16 protein-coding genes and 1 tRNA gene are annotated in these 21,051 nt (G+C 52.4%); 10 read left to right on the forward strand and 7 right to left on the reverse strand.

What is annotated here, in order from left to right; all coding sequences use genetic code 11:
- Nucleotides 1-183 precede the first annotated feature (183 nt).
- On the reverse strand, nucleotides 184-891 hold the full coding sequence (locus ACR0LI_RS13330) for a Crp/Fnr family transcriptional regulator (protein ID WP_480605676.1): 708 nt from the start codon (nucleotides 889-891) through the stop codon (nucleotides 184-186).
- Between the two features lie 220 nt (nucleotides 892-1,111).
- Here ACR0LI_RS13330 and ACR0LI_RS13335 point away from each other — a divergent pair, with 220 nt between their 5' ends.
- The 5 genes from ACR0LI_RS13335 (at nucleotide 1,112) to ACR0LI_RS13355 (ending at nucleotide 7,570) form a co-directional block, all read left to right on the forward strand.
- Nucleotides 1,112-3,217: an alkyl/aryl-sulfatase gene (locus ACR0LI_RS13335; RefSeq protein WP_480605679.1), complete on the forward strand. Its 2,106-nt coding sequence runs from the start codon at nucleotides 1,112-1,114 to the stop codon at nucleotides 3,215-3,217.
- Nucleotides 3,218-3,342: 125 nt separating this feature from the next.
- Nucleotides 3,343-3,810 (forward strand): hypothetical protein, encoded by a 468-nt coding sequence (locus ACR0LI_RS13340; RefSeq protein ID WP_480605681.1) that lies wholly within the window; start codon nucleotides 3,343-3,345, stop codon nucleotides 3,808-3,810.
- Nucleotide 3,811: 1 nt separating this feature from the next.
- A complete protein-coding gene (locus ACR0LI_RS13345; protein WP_480605684.1) occupies nucleotides 3,812-4,198 on the forward strand; it encodes a hypothetical protein in 387 nt (128 codons plus the stop codon).
- Between the two features lie 777 nt (nucleotides 4,199-4,975).
- Nucleotides 4,976-6,580: a DUF6351 family protein gene (locus ACR0LI_RS13350; RefSeq protein ID WP_480718663.1), complete on the forward strand. Its 1,605-nt coding sequence runs from the start codon at nucleotides 4,976-4,978 to the stop codon at nucleotides 6,578-6,580.
- Nucleotides 6,581-6,688: 108 nt separating this feature from the next.
- Nucleotides 6,689-7,570 carry an efflux RND transporter periplasmic adaptor subunit gene (locus tag ACR0LI_RS13355; RefSeq protein WP_480621752.1) on the forward strand — a complete coding sequence of 294 codons (882 nt, stop codon included), beginning with the start codon at nucleotides 6,689-6,691 and terminating at the stop codon, nucleotides 7,568-7,570.
- A 539-nt stretch (nucleotides 7,571-8,109) separates the two neighbouring features.
- Here ACR0LI_RS13355 and ACR0LI_RS13360 read toward each other — a convergent pair.
- The 5 genes from ACR0LI_RS13360 to ACR0LI_RS13380 form a co-directional block, all read right to left on the reverse strand.
- Nucleotides 8,110-9,195 (reverse strand): hypothetical protein, encoded by a 1,086-nt coding sequence (locus ACR0LI_RS13360; RefSeq protein WP_480619617.1) that lies wholly within the window; start codon nucleotides 9,193-9,195, stop codon nucleotides 8,110-8,112.
- 118 nt (nucleotides 9,196-9,313) lie between these two features.
- On the reverse strand, nucleotides 9,314-10,495 hold the full coding sequence (locus tag ACR0LI_RS13365) for an adenylate/guanylate cyclase domain-containing protein (protein ID WP_480718664.1): 1,182 nt from the start codon (nucleotides 10,493-10,495) through the stop codon (nucleotides 9,314-9,316).
- Between the two features lie 424 nt (nucleotides 10,496-10,919).
- Nucleotides 10,920-11,552 carry a tyrosine-type recombinase/integrase gene (locus ACR0LI_RS13370; protein WP_480718665.1) on the reverse strand — a complete coding sequence of 211 codons (633 nt, stop codon included), beginning with the start codon at nucleotides 11,550-11,552 and terminating at the stop codon, nucleotides 10,920-10,922.
- A gap of 263 nt (nucleotides 11,553-11,815) precedes the next feature.
- Nucleotides 11,816-12,238: a lipocalin-like domain-containing protein gene (locus ACR0LI_RS13375; RefSeq protein ID WP_480718666.1), complete on the reverse strand. Its 423-nt coding sequence runs from the start codon at nucleotides 12,236-12,238 to the stop codon at nucleotides 11,816-11,818.
- A 418-nt stretch (nucleotides 12,239-12,656) separates the two neighbouring features.
- Nucleotides 12,657-13,991 (reverse strand): tetratricopeptide repeat protein, encoded by a 1,335-nt coding sequence (locus tag ACR0LI_RS13380; protein ID WP_480718667.1) that lies wholly within the window; start codon nucleotides 13,989-13,991, stop codon nucleotides 12,657-12,659.
- A 164-nt stretch (nucleotides 13,992-14,155) separates the two neighbouring features.
- Between ACR0LI_RS13380 and gntH the strand changes: the two genes are divergently transcribed.
- The 4 genes from gntH (at nucleotide 14,156) to ACR0LI_RS13400 (ending at nucleotide 19,345) form a co-directional block, all read left to right on the forward strand.
- Nucleotides 14,156-15,487: a guanitoxin biosynthesis MBL fold metallo-hydrolase GntH gene (gene gntH / locus ACR0LI_RS13385; RefSeq protein WP_170771292.1), complete on the forward strand. Its 1,332-nt coding sequence runs from the start codon at nucleotides 14,156-14,158 to the stop codon at nucleotides 15,485-15,487.
- A 64-nt stretch (nucleotides 15,488-15,551) separates the two neighbouring features.
- Nucleotides 15,552-16,361, forward strand: coding sequence for a hypothetical protein (locus tag ACR0LI_RS13390; RefSeq protein ID WP_480621680.1), 810 nt, complete (start codon nucleotides 15,552-15,554; stop codon nucleotides 16,359-16,361).
- Entirely contained in the window at nucleotides 16,312-18,081 is a 1,770-nt protein-coding gene (locus ACR0LI_RS13395; protein WP_480718668.1) for a hypothetical protein, read from the forward strand. Before ACR0LI_RS13390 ends, ACR0LI_RS13395 begins: the two co-directional genes overlap by 50 nt.
- A gap of 4 nt (nucleotides 18,082-18,085) precedes the next feature.
- Complete coding sequence (locus ACR0LI_RS13400) at nucleotides 18,086-19,345, forward strand: HupE/UreJ family protein (RefSeq protein ID WP_480718669.1); 1,260 nt, start codon at nucleotides 18,086-18,088, stop codon at nucleotides 19,343-19,345.
- Nucleotides 19,346-20,018: 673 nt separating this feature from the next.
- Here the strand turns inward: ACR0LI_RS13400 and ACR0LI_RS13405 are convergent.
- A complete protein-coding gene (locus tag ACR0LI_RS13405; protein WP_480718670.1) occupies nucleotides 20,019-20,522 on the reverse strand; it encodes a hypothetical protein in 504 nt (167 codons plus the stop codon).
- A 404-nt stretch (nucleotides 20,523-20,926) separates the two neighbouring features.
- Here ACR0LI_RS13405 and ACR0LI_RS13410 point away from each other — a divergent pair.
- A tRNA-Ser gene (locus ACR0LI_RS13410) sits at nucleotides 20,927-21,016 on the forward strand.
- Nucleotides 21,017-21,051 lie beyond the last annotated feature (35 nt).

Genomic DNA, 21,051 nt, shown 5'->3' on the forward strand with positions numbered 1-21,051 from the left:
TGTAGTGGATACATGCGCCTGCCGAGTGACCGGTCGCTTTGCCGCTAGAGCAGACATTGAACCCAATACACCGAATGACCGCACCGAGCCCAGAGCAGACCCAACGCGCCATCCTTTCTTTGCAAGTGCAGCATCTCAGTTTGCCCAACGAACAGCGCATTCCGTCATCAGACCTAGATCTTGCTACCCGGCCCCGAGCTTGTCGGCGAAACGTTTCAATTCTACGGTGTCCTTGACCACGATCTTGCCGTAGTAGGTTTCCAGAATTCCCCGGCGTTTCATGTCGCGAAAAGCGCGCTGGACAGTTGGAACCGAAACACCGACAGCCAATGCAAAGTCCATTTGTGAGATCGCAACCGAATTACCCGCATCCAGCCGGTCGTTTGCTGCCATCCATGACAATCGCCTCGCAACCAGGTCGACACCTTCACCCGTGACAATTTCTGCAACAACCTCTTGCATTTGACGCCTTAGCGCGTTGTCGTGAGCGATGATGTCGACGTAACGCCGTGGGTTTGAGTCCAAAAAGTGCATCAGTTCCCGTCTGGAAATGCGCAGCAGTACTGACGGTTGGCGCGCGATGGCCAACCCCACTGCGGGCTCGTTGGTGATCACATCCGAGAAACTGTACCACTTGCTTTGCCGACCGGATGGGTATGCCAGTTCTTCATTGTTCGGAGCAAGAAGTTGAACGTCAATCTGCCCTCGGATCAGACCATGAACATGGGTTGGAACCCGGCCACGAGGATAGAGAATCTGTCCGATTTCCAGCGTCTTTACTGCGCCTAGTTTCAGGAAATCGTCCTGAAACGCCGGGCGTCTAGTGGAAAGCCATCCGGACCCTCGAAGAATGTCACTCTGCTCTGCCGTCAGTTGTCCAGAATTCCCCATGCCGGCCCTTCAAGCACATTCTTCGCTTCATTCCCGTGCTCATGATGAAGCAATAAACATCGTAAGTTGCTCTGGTGATCAAGTCTAGTGAATCAACGCCCCCTATCATTGTTTACGGAGAGTTGTTCGATGCAAGCATCGCCTCAGATCGGCCTGTCAGACCCAAATGCGCCGAGGTGGAAACAACCGCTCGTCACGTCAACAAGAACGGAGAAAGATGATGACCACCCGCAGAGATGTTTTGAAAGCCATACCCACTGTCGGAACAGCATTTGCTGTTTCTGCAAACGTTCTCTTGGATGATGCCGTCGCTCATGCGCAGGAGGTCGCGCCGCCGTTGGATGGCCATTTCCACCCCAAAGGCAAAGCGCCATCTTCACACACCAAGGCAATTCTGGACAAAGCGCGATCCGACCTGCCGTTTTCTGACACGCAGGATTTTGACGAACAAAAGCGCGGATTGATCGCAGAAATGCCCGAGAAGCAGATCATGGCGGATGCTGGTCATGTCGCCTGGGACAAAGAGCGGTTCGACTTTCTGAACTCGGACGAAAATTTTGACAGCATCCATCCTTCGATGCAGAGAATCTCGCGCCTGAACCAGAACTATGGGCTCTACGAGGTCATCCCCGGCATCTACCAGGTGCGCGGTTTCGACCTTTCGGACATCTCATTCGTGCGCGGCAAGACCGGCTGGATCGTGATCGACCCTCTGGTTTCGGCAGAAGTGGCGCGGGCGGCATGGGAGTTGTTCCAAGAACATGTGGGTGAAGGGCTGCCTGTGACGACGGTGATCTACTCGCACAGCCACGGCGACCACTGGGGCGGTGTTCGTGGTGTCGTCGACGAAGCCGATGTTCGGTCTGGCAAGGTCGAGATCATCGCTCCGCGCGACTTCATGGAACACACGATTTCAGAGAACGTGTATGCCGGTAACGCTATGAACCGGCGACTGTTTTACCAATATGGCCTGCTGCTGCCTGCGAGCCCACACGGATACGCTGGCCAAGGGCTTGGTCAAGGCGTCTCCGCCGGTCAGGTTGGCCTGATCGCACCGACACGCATCGTCGAAGACGATATCGAGGAGTTCGAGGTCGACGGGGTGCGGATGATCTTTCAGAACACCCCGGGCACCGAAGCGCCATCTAACATGAACACCTATTTGCCGGACATGAAAGCGCTCTGGATGGCAGAGAACGTCACCGCGACGGTTCACAACATCTACACGTTGCGCGGTGCGCCGGTGCGGGACCCGTTACGTTGGTCGAAATACATTTCACGGGCGCTGCACCTTTATGGGGAAGAGGCCGAGGTGATGTTCTATTCGCACCATTGGCCGCGCTGGGGAAATGATCGCATTCAGACCATTCTGCGCGACCAACGTGATGTTTACGCCAACATGAACAATCAAGTCCTGCATTTCGTAAACAAGGGCGTGACGATCAATCAAATCCACAACGTTTATGAGTTTCCGAAAGGACTACAGGATAAATGGCATTGCCGCGGCTATCATGGGTCAGCAGCCCACAACAGCCGGGGCGTGGTGCAGCGCTATATTGGGTTCTGGGATTGCAACCCGGCCACGCTGATCCCGCCGTCGCCGGAGGACAGTGCCCCGCTCTATGTCGAGATGATGGGCGGTTCGGACGCGATCATCGCGCGTGGGGCCGACTTGCATGACAAGGGCGACTACATGCTGGCGACCGAAATCCTGAACAAGCTGGTTCAGGCCGAACCGCGCAACATGGCGGCGCGGAACCTGCTGGCGGATGTCTACGAACAGCTTGGCTACCAGCAGGAAAACCCGGGGCTGCGCAATTCGTTCCTGTCCGGCGCGTTCGAATTGCGCTCGGGCATTCCCGGCGGGGACATTCCGGATACCTCCAGCCCAGACGTGATCCGCGCCATGTCGACCGAGTTGTTCCTAAACTTCCTCGCCATTAAGATGGACGGTCGCAAAGTTGAAGGGCATGAATTCACCATGAACCTCGTCACTCCGGACAATGGCGAGAAGTTCCTTGTCGAACTGCGCAACAGCACGCTGACCAATGTCGAAGGGTTCATCTCTGATGCTCCGGATGTGACACTCACGATCAATCGATCAGATTTGGAGCCGGTCATGGCCGGGGAAAAATCGCTGGATGCCCAGATCGCTGATGGTACCGCAACGCTCGACGGCGATCCGACCATTTTGGGTGTTCTGGCGCAGGCGATGGTCGATTTCGATCCCTTCTTCGAAGTTCTTCCAGGCACACGTGATCCACATCATGTCGAAGCTCATTCTGACGCATTCGAAGCCGTAACGGGGCTACCCGTTATCGAGTGAGTGTCTGAAGGATCAGGTGGGAACAAGGCATGGGCGGCAAAATCGCCCGTGCAAGGCATAGATAACAAGGCCATGTTCATCCGGCAGGGTCGACTGGGTTGAACAGAACTGACGGGGGTCCGATCATGATCAAACGTTACGAATACGCTTTTTCGAGACGCCAGTATATTGCACTTCTGTCCGCGGCCTCGCTTGTCTGTGTCGCGGGTTGCGCGTCCTTGACGGCTTCGTCCGAAATCAATGAGCTCAACTCCGATCTCAGGGCCAGACTTGCGACCATCCCGGCAAGTGACAATTCGGAACTGGTGAACATCGCGCGTCAGATCGAGGCATTGTCGTCATCAATGATTGAGGCACATCTGACCTTCGTCGATGAGTTCAATCGTCTTTCGATTGATCAGAGCACAAGCAGCAGGCAACTGACCGAAGCTTCGTCCAGTTATGACGCTGATCGGCTGTCGCGACGTTCCCAGCTGCTTGGATTGCAGCAACAACTGCAAGGTTCAGTTCCAGATGAGTATTGGCCCGAGGTCGCCGAGATCCTGTACAAGAAATCGGACGTCCTGAGTGGTGGAACACGTCTGGAGATCTGAAATGCCCGTACTCATAACAATCACAGCAGTCAATTTCTTGTTTGGAGGGCCATCCGACGGCCCAGCGTCATTTCTGAACCCGGAATCCCTCAGGTCCAAGTTGAATGATGCCATCGAGCCAGAGGACAGCACCACACGCGTCGCGGCAATGCAGATTGTGGACGAGCTGGTCGCAGCTGTTGAAAGCTACCAGCTGGCCGTGGATGCCGCTGCGGACAAGGCGATCCTCCAATCAAAAACCAGACAGACGTCGGCCAGATCTACTGCTGTCATTTTTTCCAAGATTGACCGTAACCGAAGCCAAGCGATGCAAGACATCATACGCTTGCGGGGTCGGCTCGCTGAACTTCTGGGCCAAGGAGTCTGGTCGCGGGTATTCGAAAGCTGAATCGTCTGCGAGAAACGGGCGCGCAATCTGCTGGTATTGGCGCCGCCAATCTTTCCAAATGAGAAAACTGGAAAGGCGCAACACCCCTCTTCCGCCTTGAGGCGACGGTGGTAAGTGTCGGTGACGCAGTTCTTTAAAGCCGCTGTGCGAACCGCCAATGTCTGCTTTGTCGAGCCGTTTTTCGGTAACCAGGCCGACCGACGATTGTCGATCTTGAACCGTTCTCGCCGACTTTGCAATATCCGCTTCCTGCGCATAGCTGTCACGCCAAGATAATCAGGCTGCAACTGCGGCGAACGGCAGCAAGGTCCCGCAACTCTGCCGTTCAGAAGATTTCAGCGAACGTCCGCTGCCGTTCAATGCAGACCTTAAGGCGAAATTTCTCGGAATGACCACCAACAATGACCGCTATCCGTTCCTAAGCCGTCATCTGACTGAAAGACTCAGATGACTGCCTCGAGCCCAAAGCGGACGTAACCGACGGATAAGTTAGTCCGCGCTTTTGTCACAGTTATTGTCGACTAAGAGAACGCTCTGTGTATTCGCATTTCTACAAACGTAAGAAGCTTGAAACCGACCAAGTTCAGAGCTGACTATAAGAATCAGTCTTTTTAAATCGTGTTTGTTCTCTGGAAAACGGTACCGATATGATTGTTTGCAATCATTTGTTCAAATGCACGGACCTCGCTTCGGCGACAAGATTCTCTGGACAGCATGGTTTTCTGGACAGTACGTTCGAACATACTCAAAAAAATGAATACATGGGGGGGGACCCGAATGTGCTTTTGTTCAACGACTTTGGAAGGCCTTCAAAGACCTGCCAAGCTGATAGGCTTTACGATAGCTGCACTCGCAACGGGAGCGACTACTGTAGCCGCCGGTGAATGCAGTTTAAGCGGAGTTCCCAGCGTCCCCGATATGACTGTCTTAACTGTAGAAGCGCTGTCTGAACCTGCACCGCATTGTCGTGTTATCGGTGAAATTGGGACCGAGACCGGATTTGAACTGCTGCTTCCGGACGACTGGAACGGTAAGTTCGTCATGGGCGGTGGCGGAGGGTTCTCCGGCGATTTCAACAATGCCGCTATGGCTTTGGGTAATGTGCTTGCCGACGGATGGGCGACCGTCACGACGGACACAGGACACAAGGGCAACGCTATCGTCGCAAGCTGGGCCCTAAACAATCTTGAACGCCAGGTCAGTTTTGGGTTCCAGGCAGTGCACAGAACGGCTGTGTCGTCCCAAGCGATCATAGCTGAGTATTATGGGTCGGAAATACAGCGCAACCTTTTCTATGGATGCTCCCGTGGCGGTGGTCAGGCTTTGATGGTCGCGCAGAGATCACCGGGCGTTTTCGATGGCATCTATGCCGGGGCACCAGCCTACTCCTGGACAAAGGAGATGGCTGGCCGGTGGACTTACGACGCCATGAACATGTTCCCTGATCCAAACCAGATTTCGACACCAGTCATCGATACCGAGGCGCAAGCCCTTCTCGGGAATGCCATCATGGCACAATGCGACGCGATTGACGGGCTTGAGGACGGCATTCTGAATGATCCGCGCCAGTGCGACTTTGTGGTGTCGAGCCTGCTGTGTGGAGAAGGTGAAACCAATCAGTGCCTGAGCGCAGAACAGGTCCGGGTCGCAGAAGATCTCTATCGCGAGGTGGAATTCGGGGGCATGTCGTGGCCCGGCATGCCGATGGGCGTGGAGTTGCCGGACAATCCGCTGGGTTGGTCGATGTGGAATACTGGAGGCTATGTCGAGGGCGCCGAAATCGACTTCCACCCCGGTGACGGCGATGAGGATGCGGTGGTGTATGAAGCGCCTCCGATTCCTAATGCAACCTGGGGTTTCTCTACACAATTGATGAAGAACTTCTTCTACGGCGATCCTGACTGGACTTATGAAGACTATGACTTTTCTGACTTCGCCCATCACGCTGCGCGCTTGAGCCCGACGCTTGATGCGGAAAATCCCGACCTATCGGAATTCCGGGCCAATGGCGGCAAGCTTATAATTGACAACGGCTGGATGGATGGGTCGCTGTCTGCACACGGAACTATTGCCTATTACGAACGGGTGCTTGAACACGACCCTTCTGCTCGCGAAGATGTACGCTTGTTTATTCGCCCCGGCATCACCCACTGCCGGTTTGGGCCTGGACCGGACGGCACAAACTATATCGAGGCGCTGGAAGAATGGTTGGACACAGGGGTGGCACCTGACCAACTCGACGCGCCTTATGTCCATCCGCTGACCCGCGAGCCCACCGGACAAGGCGGGCGGATTATCTGCGCGCATCCGGCCATTGTAACTTACGATGGGAGTGGCGATCCGAGTAAACCAGAGAGTTTCAGTTGCGTCGTTCCAAACTAGCGAGCCAGAAGAGTGTTGGGCGTGCTCGTTGAACGTTTCGACATGTTCCGCTTCGAATGTCACGATCTTTGTATGTGATACGCTTTTGTAATAAGGATCAAAAAGAAAATGGAATTCTTTCGCAGCAAGTGCTCCATAAATCGCTGTGAATTCTTCGGCACATTCGTCGTAGCCGTCTCCATGGCATTGCTTAGCTTTTCTCAGGTGATGGCGAGCGAACTTGATGAGGTTGTCGAATTCTTGGAACGACAGGTCTTCGAAGGTGTCGTTGAAGCTGGGGAACGCACACAGGTCTCGAACAGCATTAACGGAACGTTGGTTAGTGTGAACTTCATCAACGGGCAACGCGTCGAGAAAGGCGAGGTGCTTTTTGAACTTGCAAAGCAGACCTTTGAACTGGACGTCGAACTGGCTGAGAATGAGGTGCGGCGACGAGAAGTGGAACTGGAAATCGCACGCGAAGCGGCAGAGCGTGCGTCCTCCCTAGCGGGCACAGGTGCTGCCACAGCGTTGAGGAAGCTGGAAACCAAACAGGCGCTTGCGCTTGCTGAAGTTGCGTTGAGGGAAGCGCAGGCAAAGTTAAAGAAGGCGCAGGTTGTTCTGTCCGCAACTAAAATCAAAGCGCAGGCTTCCGGCTGGATTGTCGCCCCGAAGCATGATCTCGGAGCTTATTTGAAAACGCAGACACGCCGTCCAATTGCAGAGATTTTGGACCTGAACACGGTTCTGGTTTCGTATCTTCAGCCTTATGACACACTCATTGCACTTCAGAACGTCTCACCAGTGCCTATACCTCAGCTACTTAAGAAGCTGGATGTTTACGTGATCCTGCCCAATGGCACAGTATTCGAGGAGTCCGGAGAAATAATCTCAACCGACAATGAGTTGGATGGGCAAGGCAATCTGCGCGTCTGGGCAAGGTTCAATAATCCGCAGACACTTCTGATCCCAGGCCTGAAAGTCCAGGCAAAGGTCGAACTCAAGAACTAATACCTCTTTATCTGGATGCCGGTTTTACGCAAAGTGCAATTCACCTCCGCTTTGTCCTGTAGAGAACGCCTTAATCCAAGCAGAAAGAGTGACAGCGTTTATCTTTTTGCTTCGGGTGTTAATCCGCGAACGACCGGTTTGTCCGCAAGTCGGACATAGCCGAATTTTTAACCAGCGTCTGCTATTCGCAGAAAGCGGTCATTAAGAGCAGAAAGTTCGGTTTTTCGTAACCGAACGGCCGTTTAGCGGCGCGTAGTCGTCTTCTGAGAAAAACAGTCGGATGACCGTGTCGAGCCCATAGTGCCTGATACTGCATGGTGCACGAACGTCGGCTTTGTTTCCAGCCACGACTAAGAAACCAATCAACATTGTACCGTGTTGTCCGAGAGGTTGGCACCACAGGCTCACTGGTGGCGGTGTTTCTTGCACACTACGCTTCACCATGAATTTAATGAACATGGCACGTGATGACAAGTTCCCCGCTTTGTCGCTCCCGTTTTCAAGCGTAAACAAACGGCACTCACGATATTTGGTTGGCCTTAACTGCCCGGGCCAAGAGAACAGGTCAGGTTGCCACCATACCACCCGGCAAACACGCCGCGCGAACGTTGGCCTTTGAGTTTTCTTTTCAAAAGCAATCCAGCTTGGGTGTTGGGATAGTTGCGAAGATAGGCCTCCGCCCAAGCAAGGTTGTGGTACCTATCGCTTCGCGTAGTCCAGAAAAATGTATCTTGGGGACCGCTTAAGCCAACTGGGTTATTCGGCGCAGCTGATGACTGAACAAGCCATACCAATGCTCCATGGATATCTGTCTGACGGCTCTTATGTCGAAAGCCTTTTCCACCGCCACGCCGCGATGCATCCATCGCAAGCACGAGGTACCCGTATGTGATAAACGTGTAGTGTAGTTGCCGCTTGGCCGGACGTTTGTTGCGAGCTTGGTCAAATGTACCGGCCAAAGGGGCATTCGGGCGCATTTGCCGCGCTAGATATGCTAGATCTCTTTCACCTTTTTTGAACGCTTTTCGATTACCTGTTTCTGCACCCCATGCCAAAAGCCCAGCCGCACGGGCGGCATGGCCTTCTTTGCCGTACATCTGCTCGAAACCGCCTACTGAGCCTGCCCTTGCTGCAAGCCGATCTCCCCACTCCGCAATTGCGACAACTCTTGGGTCATTTTTTCCCAGAATTGCGCTTAGTGAACTGTGCACCATCGACAAGTTAAGTAGGATGTTCGCTTGCCACCAGGCTGCGTCTACCTTAACGCCATCGTACAAACCTTGTTTTTCGAATGATCTGGCCTGAGCGGCGGCTGCAAGTTGATCGGCGATCCGGCTGGCGTCCGCCTTGGATCCGGTACGAAGTAGATGGGAATTTGCTGCGCCGAGCTCATTCATGAAAACAGCGGGAGGTCGGTCTTTGCCTGATGCTGTTTTGAAGGGTTGAGTGATTGGTGCGGTTGTGAATTTGGAAGGCTTACGTTCCGGGCACCAGGCATTTCGGTAGGAACTATTCGCAGAGAAGAATTCCAGTCTTTTTTGGGCGTTTGCGAAATCGGCCGCCACGGGTTTTGCCCCTAAAACCCCAACACAACATATTAAAATTAAAACGAAAAATGACCGCATATCACCAAAATCCCACTAGAATACTTATCACTGATGCTAGTGAGGTGTTCGGGAATCAGTCAAGCACCACTCTTGAATTACGAACCTTCCGCAAAACTGTAACTGGTACATTTCGGAATTAGGGTTTGGGAACCTCAACTATGAACGAACGCTTCCATATTGTTGTGTCGTTCCAAAGAGGGCTGGATTTGGGAACATTAGGGCCTTGAAAGTTTCCGAAATCCTGATTGCCGCTGCTGTTGTCGGGACTACCCCGCTTCCAATTGGAGAAATTCATCAGCTCATTATTTGCCCATCCCCAGCCACCATCAGGCTCCGCGCCTTCGGGGTCCTGCACCAAGCCAATTAATGGTCCCAGAGCGAGGTTTCCCTCAAACGCCCAGTGCCCATCATCTTCCAGCGTCAGTTGATACACAAAGTCGTTTTCTTCTCGGTCAGTGATGGTAACGAGGTGTCCACCCAAGGCTTCGGAAACCTTTTCAAGAATCTCAAATTCTGCGCCCCACGTTCTAATTACGTAGTAAGTCGAATCCTTGTATTCGCCGACGGTTACTAAATCAAAAATTTCGAGCAATTCTTCGGGAGATGGATCTAAGGTCAGAAAGTCCTCGAGGTATTCAGGGTCAAAACTTTTGGCTTCGTCGGATTTGTTTGACAGAAGGACAAAGGCTGAGAAGCCAATAGATATTAATACAACTGCGAACAAGAGGGGCAAAAAGTACTGCCCACGAACCCAAGCCTGAAGTCGTCGCGCGGCTTTCTCGTAGGTTGGCAGGGTGGCCTCACCTACTTTGTACACCTTCAATGGTTGATCAAGGTTTTTGACAAAATGCTCGCCGATTTTTGTGAAGCGGTAATCCAAGCTTCCTTTGACTTGCTCAATAACGTTTTCGGCTAAACAGATTCCACCGGGTTCCGAAATCATCTCAAGCCTTGATGCTACATTCACTCCGTGACCCAACAAATCACCATTGGGTTGCTGAACGACCTCACCAATATTGATACCGATCCGGTACCTCATGCGGTCACTTGTTCTAAGCTGAGCATTGTTAGCATTGTGTTGTTCTTGAATGGAAATAGCGGCTTCCACCGCGCCGGTGGGATTGTCAAAACACGCCAGCACGCTATCGCCTGCCGTGTTTGCGATCCTGCCTCCGTAAGACTTGATAATCGGATCCATAATCGAACGAAGCTCTGCGAGACGATATAGGGTAGCCTCTTCATCCTCAGAAACGAACTTCGTAAACCCAGCAACATCTGCCGCCAATATCGTCAATAGTCGCTTTGAGTTTTTGTACACATCAAACTCGCAAAAATACTTACATGATGTTCGAAGTAGGACATTTCAAAGTATGCTGGCAGATTTTGGATGCTGTATCAACAAGTGGTGATGGCGCTGCCCGCTTAGCTTATTTTCAAGCGAAATGATTTCATTTGTCAGAGAATGTAGCCAAGCCTACTGGAAAACGTCTCTAAAACTCAGAGAATGCTATTTCTTGACTAATACAACACCATCCAAAGTTATTGTTTGTTGATTGTCCGGAACAATAGCAGACTTTGGTAGCCATACCGCGAACGTCAGCTTTGTCCGCAACTGAGACATTCGTGCAAAGTGCAGCGAACGTCTGGCGTTGGCGAAAGCGGTCATTGACTGCCAAAACTTTGAATTTCCAATCGCTAACGCGATTTGAGATGACGGACGGCTTATGCCGTCCGTCAAGCTGTCAAATGTCGATCTTCTCGGCGATGCTCAACGCGTCGTCGAGTTCGACGCCAAGGTACCTAACCGTGCTATCAACCTTGGTGTGTCCAAGCAGGAGTTGGACGGCCCGAAGATTGCCAGTCTTCCGATAGATCAACGCAGCTTTTGTCCGCCGAAGGGAACGCGTTCCGTACCCACAAGGATCCAGTCCGATGACTGACACCCAACTGCGCACGAGACGTGCGTATTGCCGAGTCGAAATGTGCGACGAACTGTAGAACCTGCTTGGAAAGAGGAACTGGCGCCCAAGCATGGCGGGCGAACTGACCCACTGAAGAACTGATCTTCGCGTGTTCTCGGACACTTCGAACTGAACTGGCCTGCCTGTCTTGCTCTGGACGATCGATACGCGGTCTCGAACTGCTCCGGCAACGACGAGATCTGCCACTTTCAGACGAACAAGATCACAACCGCGAAGTTTGCTGTCGATAGCGAGATTGAACAGCACGAGGTTGCGCGGGTTCCCGGCGAGTTCGAGTCGCGCACGAATTGCCCAAACTTGTCTTGGAAGGAGTGGACGTTTCTGGCCAATTAGTCGGTTCTTATTCCACGGCGGCCGAGACGGTCTGACTATTGGAAGCTGAATACTGGACATGGTGAAGTCTCCATCCAGCCCTCCCACACCAGGCATCGGCACCCTGCCAACGTGGGCACTTTACTGTCTTTGCCATCATAGAAACCGATCGCACCCATCAAAAACTGCAGTTCAACAAACTCGATGGCCGCTTCTGATCAAGTCGGACGTCCGATGAAAATGAGCATATGACCGAGATGCGGACAAATCTGCCGTTCGTATTGGTCGGCATGTATACCAAAACCAATACCAGCCGGTGTTTGGCGGTTCTGTCGTTAAAGCGCCTATACCTTCGTAAATTCCATCCGATAGACGACTTCTTCGCCCGTCATGGGATCGATTCCGGGAGCACCACTAATCACCAATCTATCACCTTCGAGTACAAATGGACGCGAAAGGTCGCCGTGCCAATTTGGATTCCAAGACCCATCAACATGATGAACGACGCGGTTTTCTTCCAGTGAATAAGACGCGACGTAGGCAAGCATGTCGTCGAAAAGCTGTGCTTTTTCGCTTTCGGTCCAACCATTTCGGCCTGAGTTCGGGCGATCGCGTCTGAAAACAGTGGCCATCATCCGACCGTCTGCGTGGTATGCAATATAGCCGATTGGGTCGGGCCCCAGTGCATCGGTAATTTCTCCCGTTGCCACCGACTGCCGCGTCCACGCATGCATTTTCCATGACCCAATCAAAGCGCTTTTATCCAAAATAGGCCCCCCGATATCCATCTGTGTTTAGACAGTTTCGAACTATCTAGCTGAACTACCGTTGGTGTTAAGAAGGAAGTTCCCGGGGCAGCCAACCTTGGTAGGTTTGGGCTCGACCCGGTCATCTGAGTGTTTTTATCAGATGACTCGTTAGGTTCGAGTAGCCGACATTTACGGCAAAATTTTCGCAATTCACCAGTGAGCGGCGGCTTCCGTCAAGAGCAGACGCTCGTGGAAAATGGCGCTATGACCGAGTTGCGTATTAAAGCGGACTTTGCGAAGACTGAGCAAACGTCCGTTATCTCACTTTCTGATATCGAACTCGACTCCGCGCTGGTGATTTGAGTGTCGACCTGAGTACCGGCGCCAGCAGAGACTATTTTGACTTTGGCATCACTACCAGCTGTTGTGCATCATCCTATTGTGCAGGGTTTACCCATCCTTGTTTTCGCAACTCGCGTAGCACGGCTTCTGCGTTCTCGACATCTTGGTGGATGCTTTTGAGCATTGCACCTAATGGCGCATCCGGCCACGCACGCTCAAGTTCAGCCAGTTTGGCTTTAGCCGCATAATCTTGCCCCATGGCTGATAGCGCTGCCGTAACGTAGGCAAGCGAAAGAGCGCTGAGTGGATCGCCAAGTTGCTTAGCCTCCTCAAAGCGCTCTACGGTCTTTTCATATTCGCCAAGATGAAAGTAAGTCGCGCCCGAGATATTTCTGTTAGCAAATCGTTGGTTACTGGAACCTAGCAGAGAAAGTCTGTCAGCCGTTGCAATTGCTTCCTCTAATTCGCCCGAGAACATCGCCACAGCACCAAGAAAGTCGAGTACAGCACCATCATTCGGGTCAAGTTTTGATGCGCGTCTACTGAGTTGTAGCGCGGCGTCATAGTCGCGATTGGCGAAAAAGGCCCAGCTTTTAGCAGACTGGCTCCAGGCTTGGTCTGGGGCTAGGCTAACCGCTTGGTTCGCCAGCTTCATGGCGGCATCAGCATATTCGGTCTTGGCGTCAGACGGCGGAGTTATCACCGCAAGGGACGCGAGTGCCTGCGCAGCACCAGCATAACCACCGAAATATTCTGGATCGATCTCAATCACGCCTTCGAATACGGACAGAACCAGTAGCTGGCGTTGTCGGTCGAAGATCGGAAATATCATTGTCCGCGCTTGTTCCGCCAAATTGAATGCTTGTAATGTAGCTGGGGATTTTTCGTAAATTGCCACGCGCTGCATGTACGCGTTCGAGTCATTTACAGCTATGCCACCCACTTCGGCAGAAGCAGTTTCCTGTCCATCTTGGGCAAGGCCAACTGCGACCAACGCACCAACGATGGCCCCAATGGTAAACGCCCCTATGGGCAGCCCAAAGCGTTTGGCTTTTGTTGAGATTGATACCGCATTGGTTTCTGAGACAGTTTCGAACCGCGGCCTATATCCACCGCTATCGATACACAGTCGTACCGGATCATCTTTTCCGATACCCTCGTAATGCAGTTCCAAGAACTGACGAAGCCGCCGTGCATCGACGCGAACGATGTTTTCCGGATCGGTCCCCTCTGAAGTATCGCGGTCATATACATCCTGAGCGATAGTCTTGCTTCGAATTTGATCTCCCCGACCAGCGAGCTCTTCCTCGACGATGTACGTCAGGAACGCCTGAAGCCTATCGGATCCATCCAGATGAGCGTCGGCAAGCAACCTGCCGAGGGCAGCGCGCTTCTGACCGCCCGAGATGTTTTCAAATTGTCGTACCACATTCGTATTTTTGCATTTAATGGCCCGTGAGTCACCCTGTATTCACCGTGAGTCACTTACGTGAATGTCTCTTAAACCATAACCTTGTGACCAAAACAGCGAGCCGGAGCGCGAAACTCCGCAGTGCCAGCTTGCCAATCTGTTAAGCGACTGGAGGATTACACATGGCCCAACCTATGAACTACAGAAGACTTAGCAAGCACTTCGTAATTGGTGCGATATTTGGCGCTTGGGCTGTTTCTCCTCAAGCGATTACTGATGCGTTAATAGATGTAGTCGCTCCTTCGGCAGCATACGCGCAGGAAACGGAGGAAGTTTCTCCGACAATGGTGCGTGATCGTCCACGCGATGTGTACTACCCCAATACTGAAGATCTCGCCGAAGACGAGATGCGGGTCATCGCGTGTGGAACTGGAATGCCTACAACGCGAGCTGCTCAGGCTGCTGCGTGTTTCCTTGTGGAACTGGGCAATGGAGACAAGTTCTTGTTCGACATTGGTTCGGGATCGGCCGAGCGAATTTCCTCCCTTCAAATCCCGTACAATTATTTGGACAAGGTCTTCATCGGCCATCTTCATACCGACCATTTCGGCGCATTGCATGACTTGTTTATCGGTGGCGCATTGATGGGGCGGAATATTCCGTTGCGGGTTTGGGGCCCAAGTGGACCATCAGAAGAACTTGGTACTGCATATGCACTAGATCATATGCAAAAAATGCTCACATGGGATCTGGCAGGTCGTGCAGGCGTCACTGATTTCCGCGGTTATTCAATGGAGGTTAATGAGTTCGATTACAGGTTAGAGAACGAGGTAATTTACGAAGAAAATGGCGTCCAAATTCGTACGTTTCCAGCCATCCATTCAATTGATGGTGCAATCAGCTACGCACTGGAATGGAATGGGTTAAAATTTGTTTTTAGCTCAGACACTTATCCGAACAAGTGGTTCAAGGAATACGCTAAGAACGCTGACCTCGCCATCCATGAATGCTTTGTAGCGGTTCCAGATCTTGTGGCAAAAATGGGATTTACGCCCGAATCCGCGCTACTGGTTGGAACTCAGGTACATACAGCGCCCGAAGCGTTCGGAAAAGTCATGAGCGATATTGAGCCAAGAATGGCGGTCGCCTATCATTTCTTTAATGACTTCGACACAACTAACAATGTTTTCGAACGCATACGCAGCACTTATGATGGTCCGCTAAGCCTGGCAGATGACTTCATGGTTTGGAATGTCACGAAAGACGCGATTACGGTTCGGATGGCGGCAACAGAAGAGCACACTTGGGCGCCGCCGCTCGCTGCACCAGCTGAGCCGCCGAACCCTGCTGACAAGACCTCATATGCTGAGAAGGTAGGACTTTCTCCGGAGGTGATGGAGTTTTCCGATTTCACAAAGGGTGGCTTTGACGATGTCGATGACGTCTTGAGACCCATCTACGAAGAAGCTTCGGAAGCTTTGGGGCAGGAGTTCCCGTATCCGGGTGACAACTAATATCAAATTTGACCGGCGCGACTTCAACATGCGCCGGTTCTTTCAATTCTGATCGGAACTCTCTATGCGATATACCTCATTGATTTCTCGCTATTTGGTCTGTGTTGGTTGGTTGCTTGTCGCGATATCTCATGCCGCCAACGCCCAGTCTCTTGCACGTTCTGAAGATGATGAAGGTGGTTGGCGGCACTCGATCACCCCTTATCTGTTCCTTCCGCTCAGCACTACGGGCACATCAACTATAGATGGAACAAGCGTCGATCTGGACCTGAGTCTGAGCGAAGTACTGGACGTGCTACAGGGCGCAGCTTCGGTACGTTACGAAGGCTGGAACGGCGACTTCGGGATCATCTCGGAAGTGTACTATGTAAGGCTTGGCGAAGACGGAACCCTGCCAGGCGGACGAGTAGACGTCGATGTTGATGTCCGGCAGACCTTTGTAAATGTTCAGGGAGCCTACCGATTTGCGAACGGGGTCAATGCTTCGGGTCGACGCTATGCAGCAGACGCTGCAATTGGCGTACAGTGGAACCGCCTTAAACAAGAGATCGACCTTTCGGGCCCCGGCCCAGGTATGACGCTGGGCGGAACAGAGGATTGGTTCGAGCCGATGATCGCGCTCCGCTATGCGATGGAAATCAACGACAAATGGAGCTTCGCCAGCCGTGCCGAACTGAGTGGGTTCGGCGTGAATGGCGATGACCTGCAATACCTGCTTCTGGCTGGCCTTGACTGGAAAGGCTGGGAGAACACGTCCCTGCGGTTTGGCTATCAGTTCTATGGAATTGATTACTCCACTGACCGCTCGAGCGGGGAGTTTGCCTATGATGTTGACCAGAATGGTATCTATGCTGCCGTCGCGTTTCATTTCTAAGGTCGGCGATTGCAGCAAGACATGGGTTTGGGTGGGCGCGGCGCTCGCAAGTTGGGCGATTGGCGCTAACCAATCGATTGCTGACCTCGTGTCCCCCTACGGAGGAGAAACCGCCCCAAACTTTGTTGAGCTTTCGGTACAGCCTGATCATGTGCGGGTTCTCCTTGAGGTCGATTTGAACGACTATCCCATTTTCGTCATTCCAGATGATGGTTCAGGTACGTCGCTGGCTGAGCGTACGGGTCAAAACCTTCAACTCTGGGCAGATGAAGAGGAACTGACCAGCACAACGAATACGATTGATGTGCGCCCTAGAATTACCCGGCAAACAGCAGCGAGCGCTCAGTATCGACCGCGACCACGCAGCGAAAATGTCGTTTACGTGGATATGGAGTTTCCGTTCAATGGCAAGCCTGAACGGATCACGTTCATTCCCCCGCTAAATTCAGACGGGATTCCCTTGGCTTCACTTGGCGTTGTGGCCGAGCACATGGGTGTTCCGGTGACAGACTATCGTTACCTTTCTCAGGCTGAGACCATGCGTCCAGATTGGAACGATCCGTGGTTTACAAAATTTGAAAACCCAAATCTCACCCGCCACCACAAGTCCCCTATGATGTCGTTCCTGGCCATGGAGCCGCGTGTCGTCCGGCACGAGATCATATTGCGTTTGAAAGATTTCGAAACTTGGGCCGATCTGGGCTTGGGAGGCGCAGAGCGATTAACTCCAGATGATGTCGCCAGGATCAAGTCTGGCGTATCGGACTTTCTTGCGACTAGAAACCCGCTCGCCGTAGACGGCAAGCCGATGAAACCGGAAACGATACAGGTCTCACGTATCGAAGTTGGGGCCGAAGGCTTGCGTGTTCTTCCGGATGAGGCGGAGGCAAACCGAAAGACGCTGTTACTGGGCGTTGTCCTTTCTTATCCGGTTGAGACCTTGCCGAACCGAGTTGATCTGGCATGGGAACTTTTTCCAGATGGTCTGGATATTATTCCGATCACCATCTCCGATCCGGCAGGGGCAGTCCCCTCGCAGATTTATGAATCCGATCCAGTTGTAAGTTGGAACAATCACTTGAAAACTTGGACAAACCCAAAGACGAGCCCGGTTGTCGTCAAAGTCGCGGGTGTAACACAGGTGCCCTCGTTTGCGTTCGGCTTAGGTTTCCTGTGTTTGATATGCGCCTATTACTCGTTGCAGCGTGCAAATAGTCAGCGTCTGATCTTGCTTGGCCTGACCGGGGCATTCGGTGCCGCTGCGATTGTCACGTATTGGCTGAACAACCCGTCGACAGCGCCCGAGCCGGATGACATCGCGACGCGTCAAATCATAGAAGGGCTAGTGACCAACATCGGAACTACGATGCTTGAGACGCTAGATGATAATGCCTTAGGTGCGATGGAGCCATATGTCGAAGCAATTAATCGCGACAAGGTTCAAGCAGAAATGCGTCGTGGCTTGTCAGTTACCTTGCCCTCTGGTGCTATGGCTCGCGTCGAAGCTATTTCAGACCTGAATGTCGAGAGTTTCACGCCTGGCGAAGACAGAAATCAGCATCAGGCCCTCGCCAATTGGACTGCCCGTGTAAGCGGAGGTCATTGGGGGCATCTACATAGGCAAGCGGTTTCTTATCGTGGCTTGCTAGAAGTTTCGCGGCATGGCGACCATTGGATGCTCGATGACCTGACGATTATTAGCGCCAAAACAGGAGGGTAATTCAGTGGCTATTGCGAGGTTGTTTTATACAACGTTCCTGTTTGCCATGATCTTTTTGTGTTCAGGCAGAGCAGAGGCGCATTTCAATCTAAACCAGAATGTCCGTATCCATCATGTTGCCCATTCGGAAGATGGCCTAGATGTCTATTTGCGCCTCCCGATGCCTTACTTGGTTGCAGAACTCGTCGGTCCCGAAGGTACGGACGGTTTGCCTGCACCGGCTCCGTACACATACAATGTGATCGAAGATGGCGTGCTCATGCACTACTTAGATCAGGCCGCATTTCACAAAGACCCAACCGGCTTGGCTCGTATTGCTGAAAACAGCTTTGAGCTATCTATCGACGGTGACCGGCAAACATCAGAAATCGTCTCGATAAGACTACATCCGTTGGGGCAAGAGCCAGGGTTTGCTACGCTCAATGAGGCACGCTCGGCACTTGCGCCAAGAGATGTTTTTCCAACAACCGAGGAGATTTATGTTGGCGAGGTGATGGTTGACGTACATCTGCGCTTTCTGACGGGAGAGGTTGGAGCATACAGTTTATCCTACACTTCTGATCCGGGACTTCCTGAACAAGAAGAAACGGCGAACCTGATCCTCGACTATAACGGGCAGGATGTTCGGACATTTCGTGCACGGGGCTTGATGCATACCCCGGTCGAAGTTTCCGGATCAGCAACCGCAGCCGCTTCGACCTTCTTTGTCGAAGGTATTCGGCATATTTTGGAAGGTCCCGATCACGTTCTGTTTGTGCTTTGCATGATCATCGGCGCATTGAACTTACACAGCCTATTAGCCCGCGTCACAGGGTTTACATTGGGCCACACGATAACACTGATTTTAGGTTTTTTTGGCTTCGCGCCGAGCGGAGCGTGGTTCATCCCAACTGTCGAACTGGCAATAGCACTTTCAATTATCTACGCTGCTGCGATAGCGGTTTGGCCACCAGAGAAAGGACATGGCGACCTGAAGGCTTTTGCCATCACGTCCGGGATTGGGTTGCTGCACGGGTTTGGTTTCTCCTTCATGTTGCATCAAATTCTACGAGTTGATGCACCAAACGTTTGGCACAGCTTGCTGGCCTTCAATGTTGGAGTAGAGGCTGGACAAGTCATAATCGTTCTATTGGTCTGGCCCCTGGTGTTGTTGCTGCGTAAACAACCAGGCTGTATCTGGGTTAGCTCTCGCGCTGCCGTTGCCGCGTGCGCAAGTCTGGTCGCGATGGTTTGGGTAGTTGAACGGGCAGAGTTTTTTCTCTGACACTTGCGTTGTTGACATAGAGCACGCAGCCGTTGGCAATCTGACACGCGGCTTTTGCCGATGTGCGGTCAGTTCTTTGCGTGTCACTCAAATTGCAAAATCTTGGATTAAATGTCCGGTTTCGGCTGACTGCGGCCCTCCGGCGCAAGCGGGCCAATGGCGGAAAAATCCGCTAGGCATCTTTAGCGCACTTCAATGCTGGGTCTGCCCTCCGACCCAATGCGGTCATTAATTCAAACAGCCAGGGCATGCGTAAAGTTGGCCTGTTAGATTAATAGTTCCGCTGACGTTCGGCAAAGGCCAAATCCTGCTCCCGCAACCAATATTACCTACATAAAACAGTATGTTACGCACCGCCTCAAGGCGGTGTTGCAATTTGTGCCAACCCCGCTGGAAGCACTGTGGAAGCAAGCGGGCGTACTTAAGGTTGTGCTTTCGGGGTACGCTGTAACCGTCGCGTCATAGGGACCATCGGAGCTGTGCCAGAGCTCCTTCACCGGACGGTCACGTTCTTATTGATGGATTGCGCCAAACATAATCGAGACCCCGATCACATAACGAGGCGTTCTGAGGAGCCCGCTCCGACCGGTTTTGAGATCAAAAAGCAGCTCATAGCAGAGGCGGAAGAGGTCAGGTCAGCCGGTCTAGTATGCCAGCTGACTTTGAGAACAAATCAATCAACTTCCGGCAGCCAGAACCCACCACGTTCCCAACGGTAGACGCGGTCAACCAATTTCGACGGGCAACAATTTGGATCACCGTCAGCGAAGTCTTTTCCGACGATATGCATTCGGTTAGACGCGAGCGCTTCTATTGATATCAATCCGCGCGCAGGTATACCTACAAATTCAATTTCCGCCGTTGCCCACATGTCGACATGGGCCGCCGAAGGCCGGTATTCCGGAACACGTACTACGACCGGCGTGAATGCGCTTGTTCCAGCCCCACCTGCGCATCCGACATCTTCAACCGGAAACGCAATATATGTAGTGACGTCAAAATCGTCAGTGCCAAGTTCCGCAAGCAAAGATTGTGCGGCTTCTGGATCCGCGCAGCCTACAGCGTCAACAAAACTACCTACTTTCTCGTTAATAATAGCCTCTCTGTCAGCATCCATTGCCATCGCATTCGACATGACAAATGCCATCGCTCCAGCGGATGCGAGAAATTTCTTCATTCTGTGCCCTTCTTGGATTTATTAACCACACCGCTCTTAATAAAGGCGAGGGTGGTCGTAAAGTGAGCCATTATTCGTTTGCATTGCCCTGCGCTGCCGCCGCTGCCCGGAGGAAATGTAATCTAATCGAAACAAGAGAGCTTCTTCGCTTTGAGAATGCGATCTCTCAATCGACGCAGCAATGCAGAATGGGGATTCGATGTGCCCTGTCGTTTCGAACCAGGCGGTTCGGTGGTTTCACGTTGGAGAACGCCCCGGAAAAATTCTCCAATTCTGGCCGATGATTCATTTAAGTTGGCGCCTTTTACCGTGATTTCAACGGGTTCAGCAATTTTGTCAGAGAGAGGCACAAATCATATTTTTCGCCTTGTATTCCCGTCGCTTGCAAGGATATACCCGTCGGCGGAGACGTGGCCGAGTGGTCGAAGGCGCTCCCCTGCTAAGGGAGTAGGCGGGAAACCGTCTCGAGGGTTCGAATCCCTTCGTCTCCGCCATCAACCTATTTTAGACAATTGACGTGGTGCGTATA

The organism is Ruegeria sp. CL7 (assembly GCF_056536445.1).

Coding starts and splice junctions, on each gene's coding strand:
- ACR0LI_RS13370 (WP_480718665.1), bottom strand. CDS start 11,552: ATGTCCAGTATTCAGCTTCCAATAGTCAGACCGTCTCGGCCGCCGTGG.
- ACR0LI_RS13405 (WP_480718670.1), bottom strand. CDS start 20,522: ATGAAGAAATTTCTCGCATCCGCTGGAGCGATGGCATTTGTCATGTCG.
- ACR0LI_RS13395 (WP_480718668.1), top strand. CDS start 16,312: ATGATGTTGACCAGAATGGTATCTATGCTGCCGTCGCGTTTCATTTCT.
- ACR0LI_RS13360 (WP_480619617.1), bottom strand. CDS start 9,195: ATGCGGTCATTTTTCGTTTTAATTTTAATATGTTGTGTTGGGGTTTTA.
- ACR0LI_RS13355 (WP_480621752.1), top strand. CDS start 6,689: ATGGAATTCTTTCGCAGCAAGTGCTCCATAAATCGCTGTGAATTCTTC.
- ACR0LI_RS13330 (WP_480605676.1), bottom strand. CDS start 891: ATGGGGAATTCTGGACAACTGACGGCAGAGCAGAGTGACATTCTTCGA.
- ACR0LI_RS13335 (WP_480605679.1), top strand. CDS start 1,112: ATGACCACCCGCAGAGATGTTTTGAAAGCCATACCCACTGTCGGAACA.
- ACR0LI_RS13345 (WP_480605684.1), top strand. CDS start 3,812: ATGCCCGTACTCATAACAATCACAGCAGTCAATTTCTTGTTTGGAGGG.
- gntH (WP_170771292.1), top strand. CDS start 14,156: ATGGCCCAACCTATGAACTACAGAAGACTTAGCAAGCACTTCGTAATT.
- ACR0LI_RS13350 (WP_480718663.1), top strand. CDS start 4,976: ATGTGCTTTTGTTCAACGACTTTGGAAGGCCTTCAAAGACCTGCCAAG.
- ACR0LI_RS13340 (WP_480605681.1), top strand. CDS start 3,343: ATGATCAAACGTTACGAATACGCTTTTTCGAGACGCCAGTATATTGCA.
- ACR0LI_RS13390 (WP_480621680.1), top strand. CDS start 15,552: ATGCGATATACCTCATTGATTTCTCGCTATTTGGTCTGTGTTGGTTGG.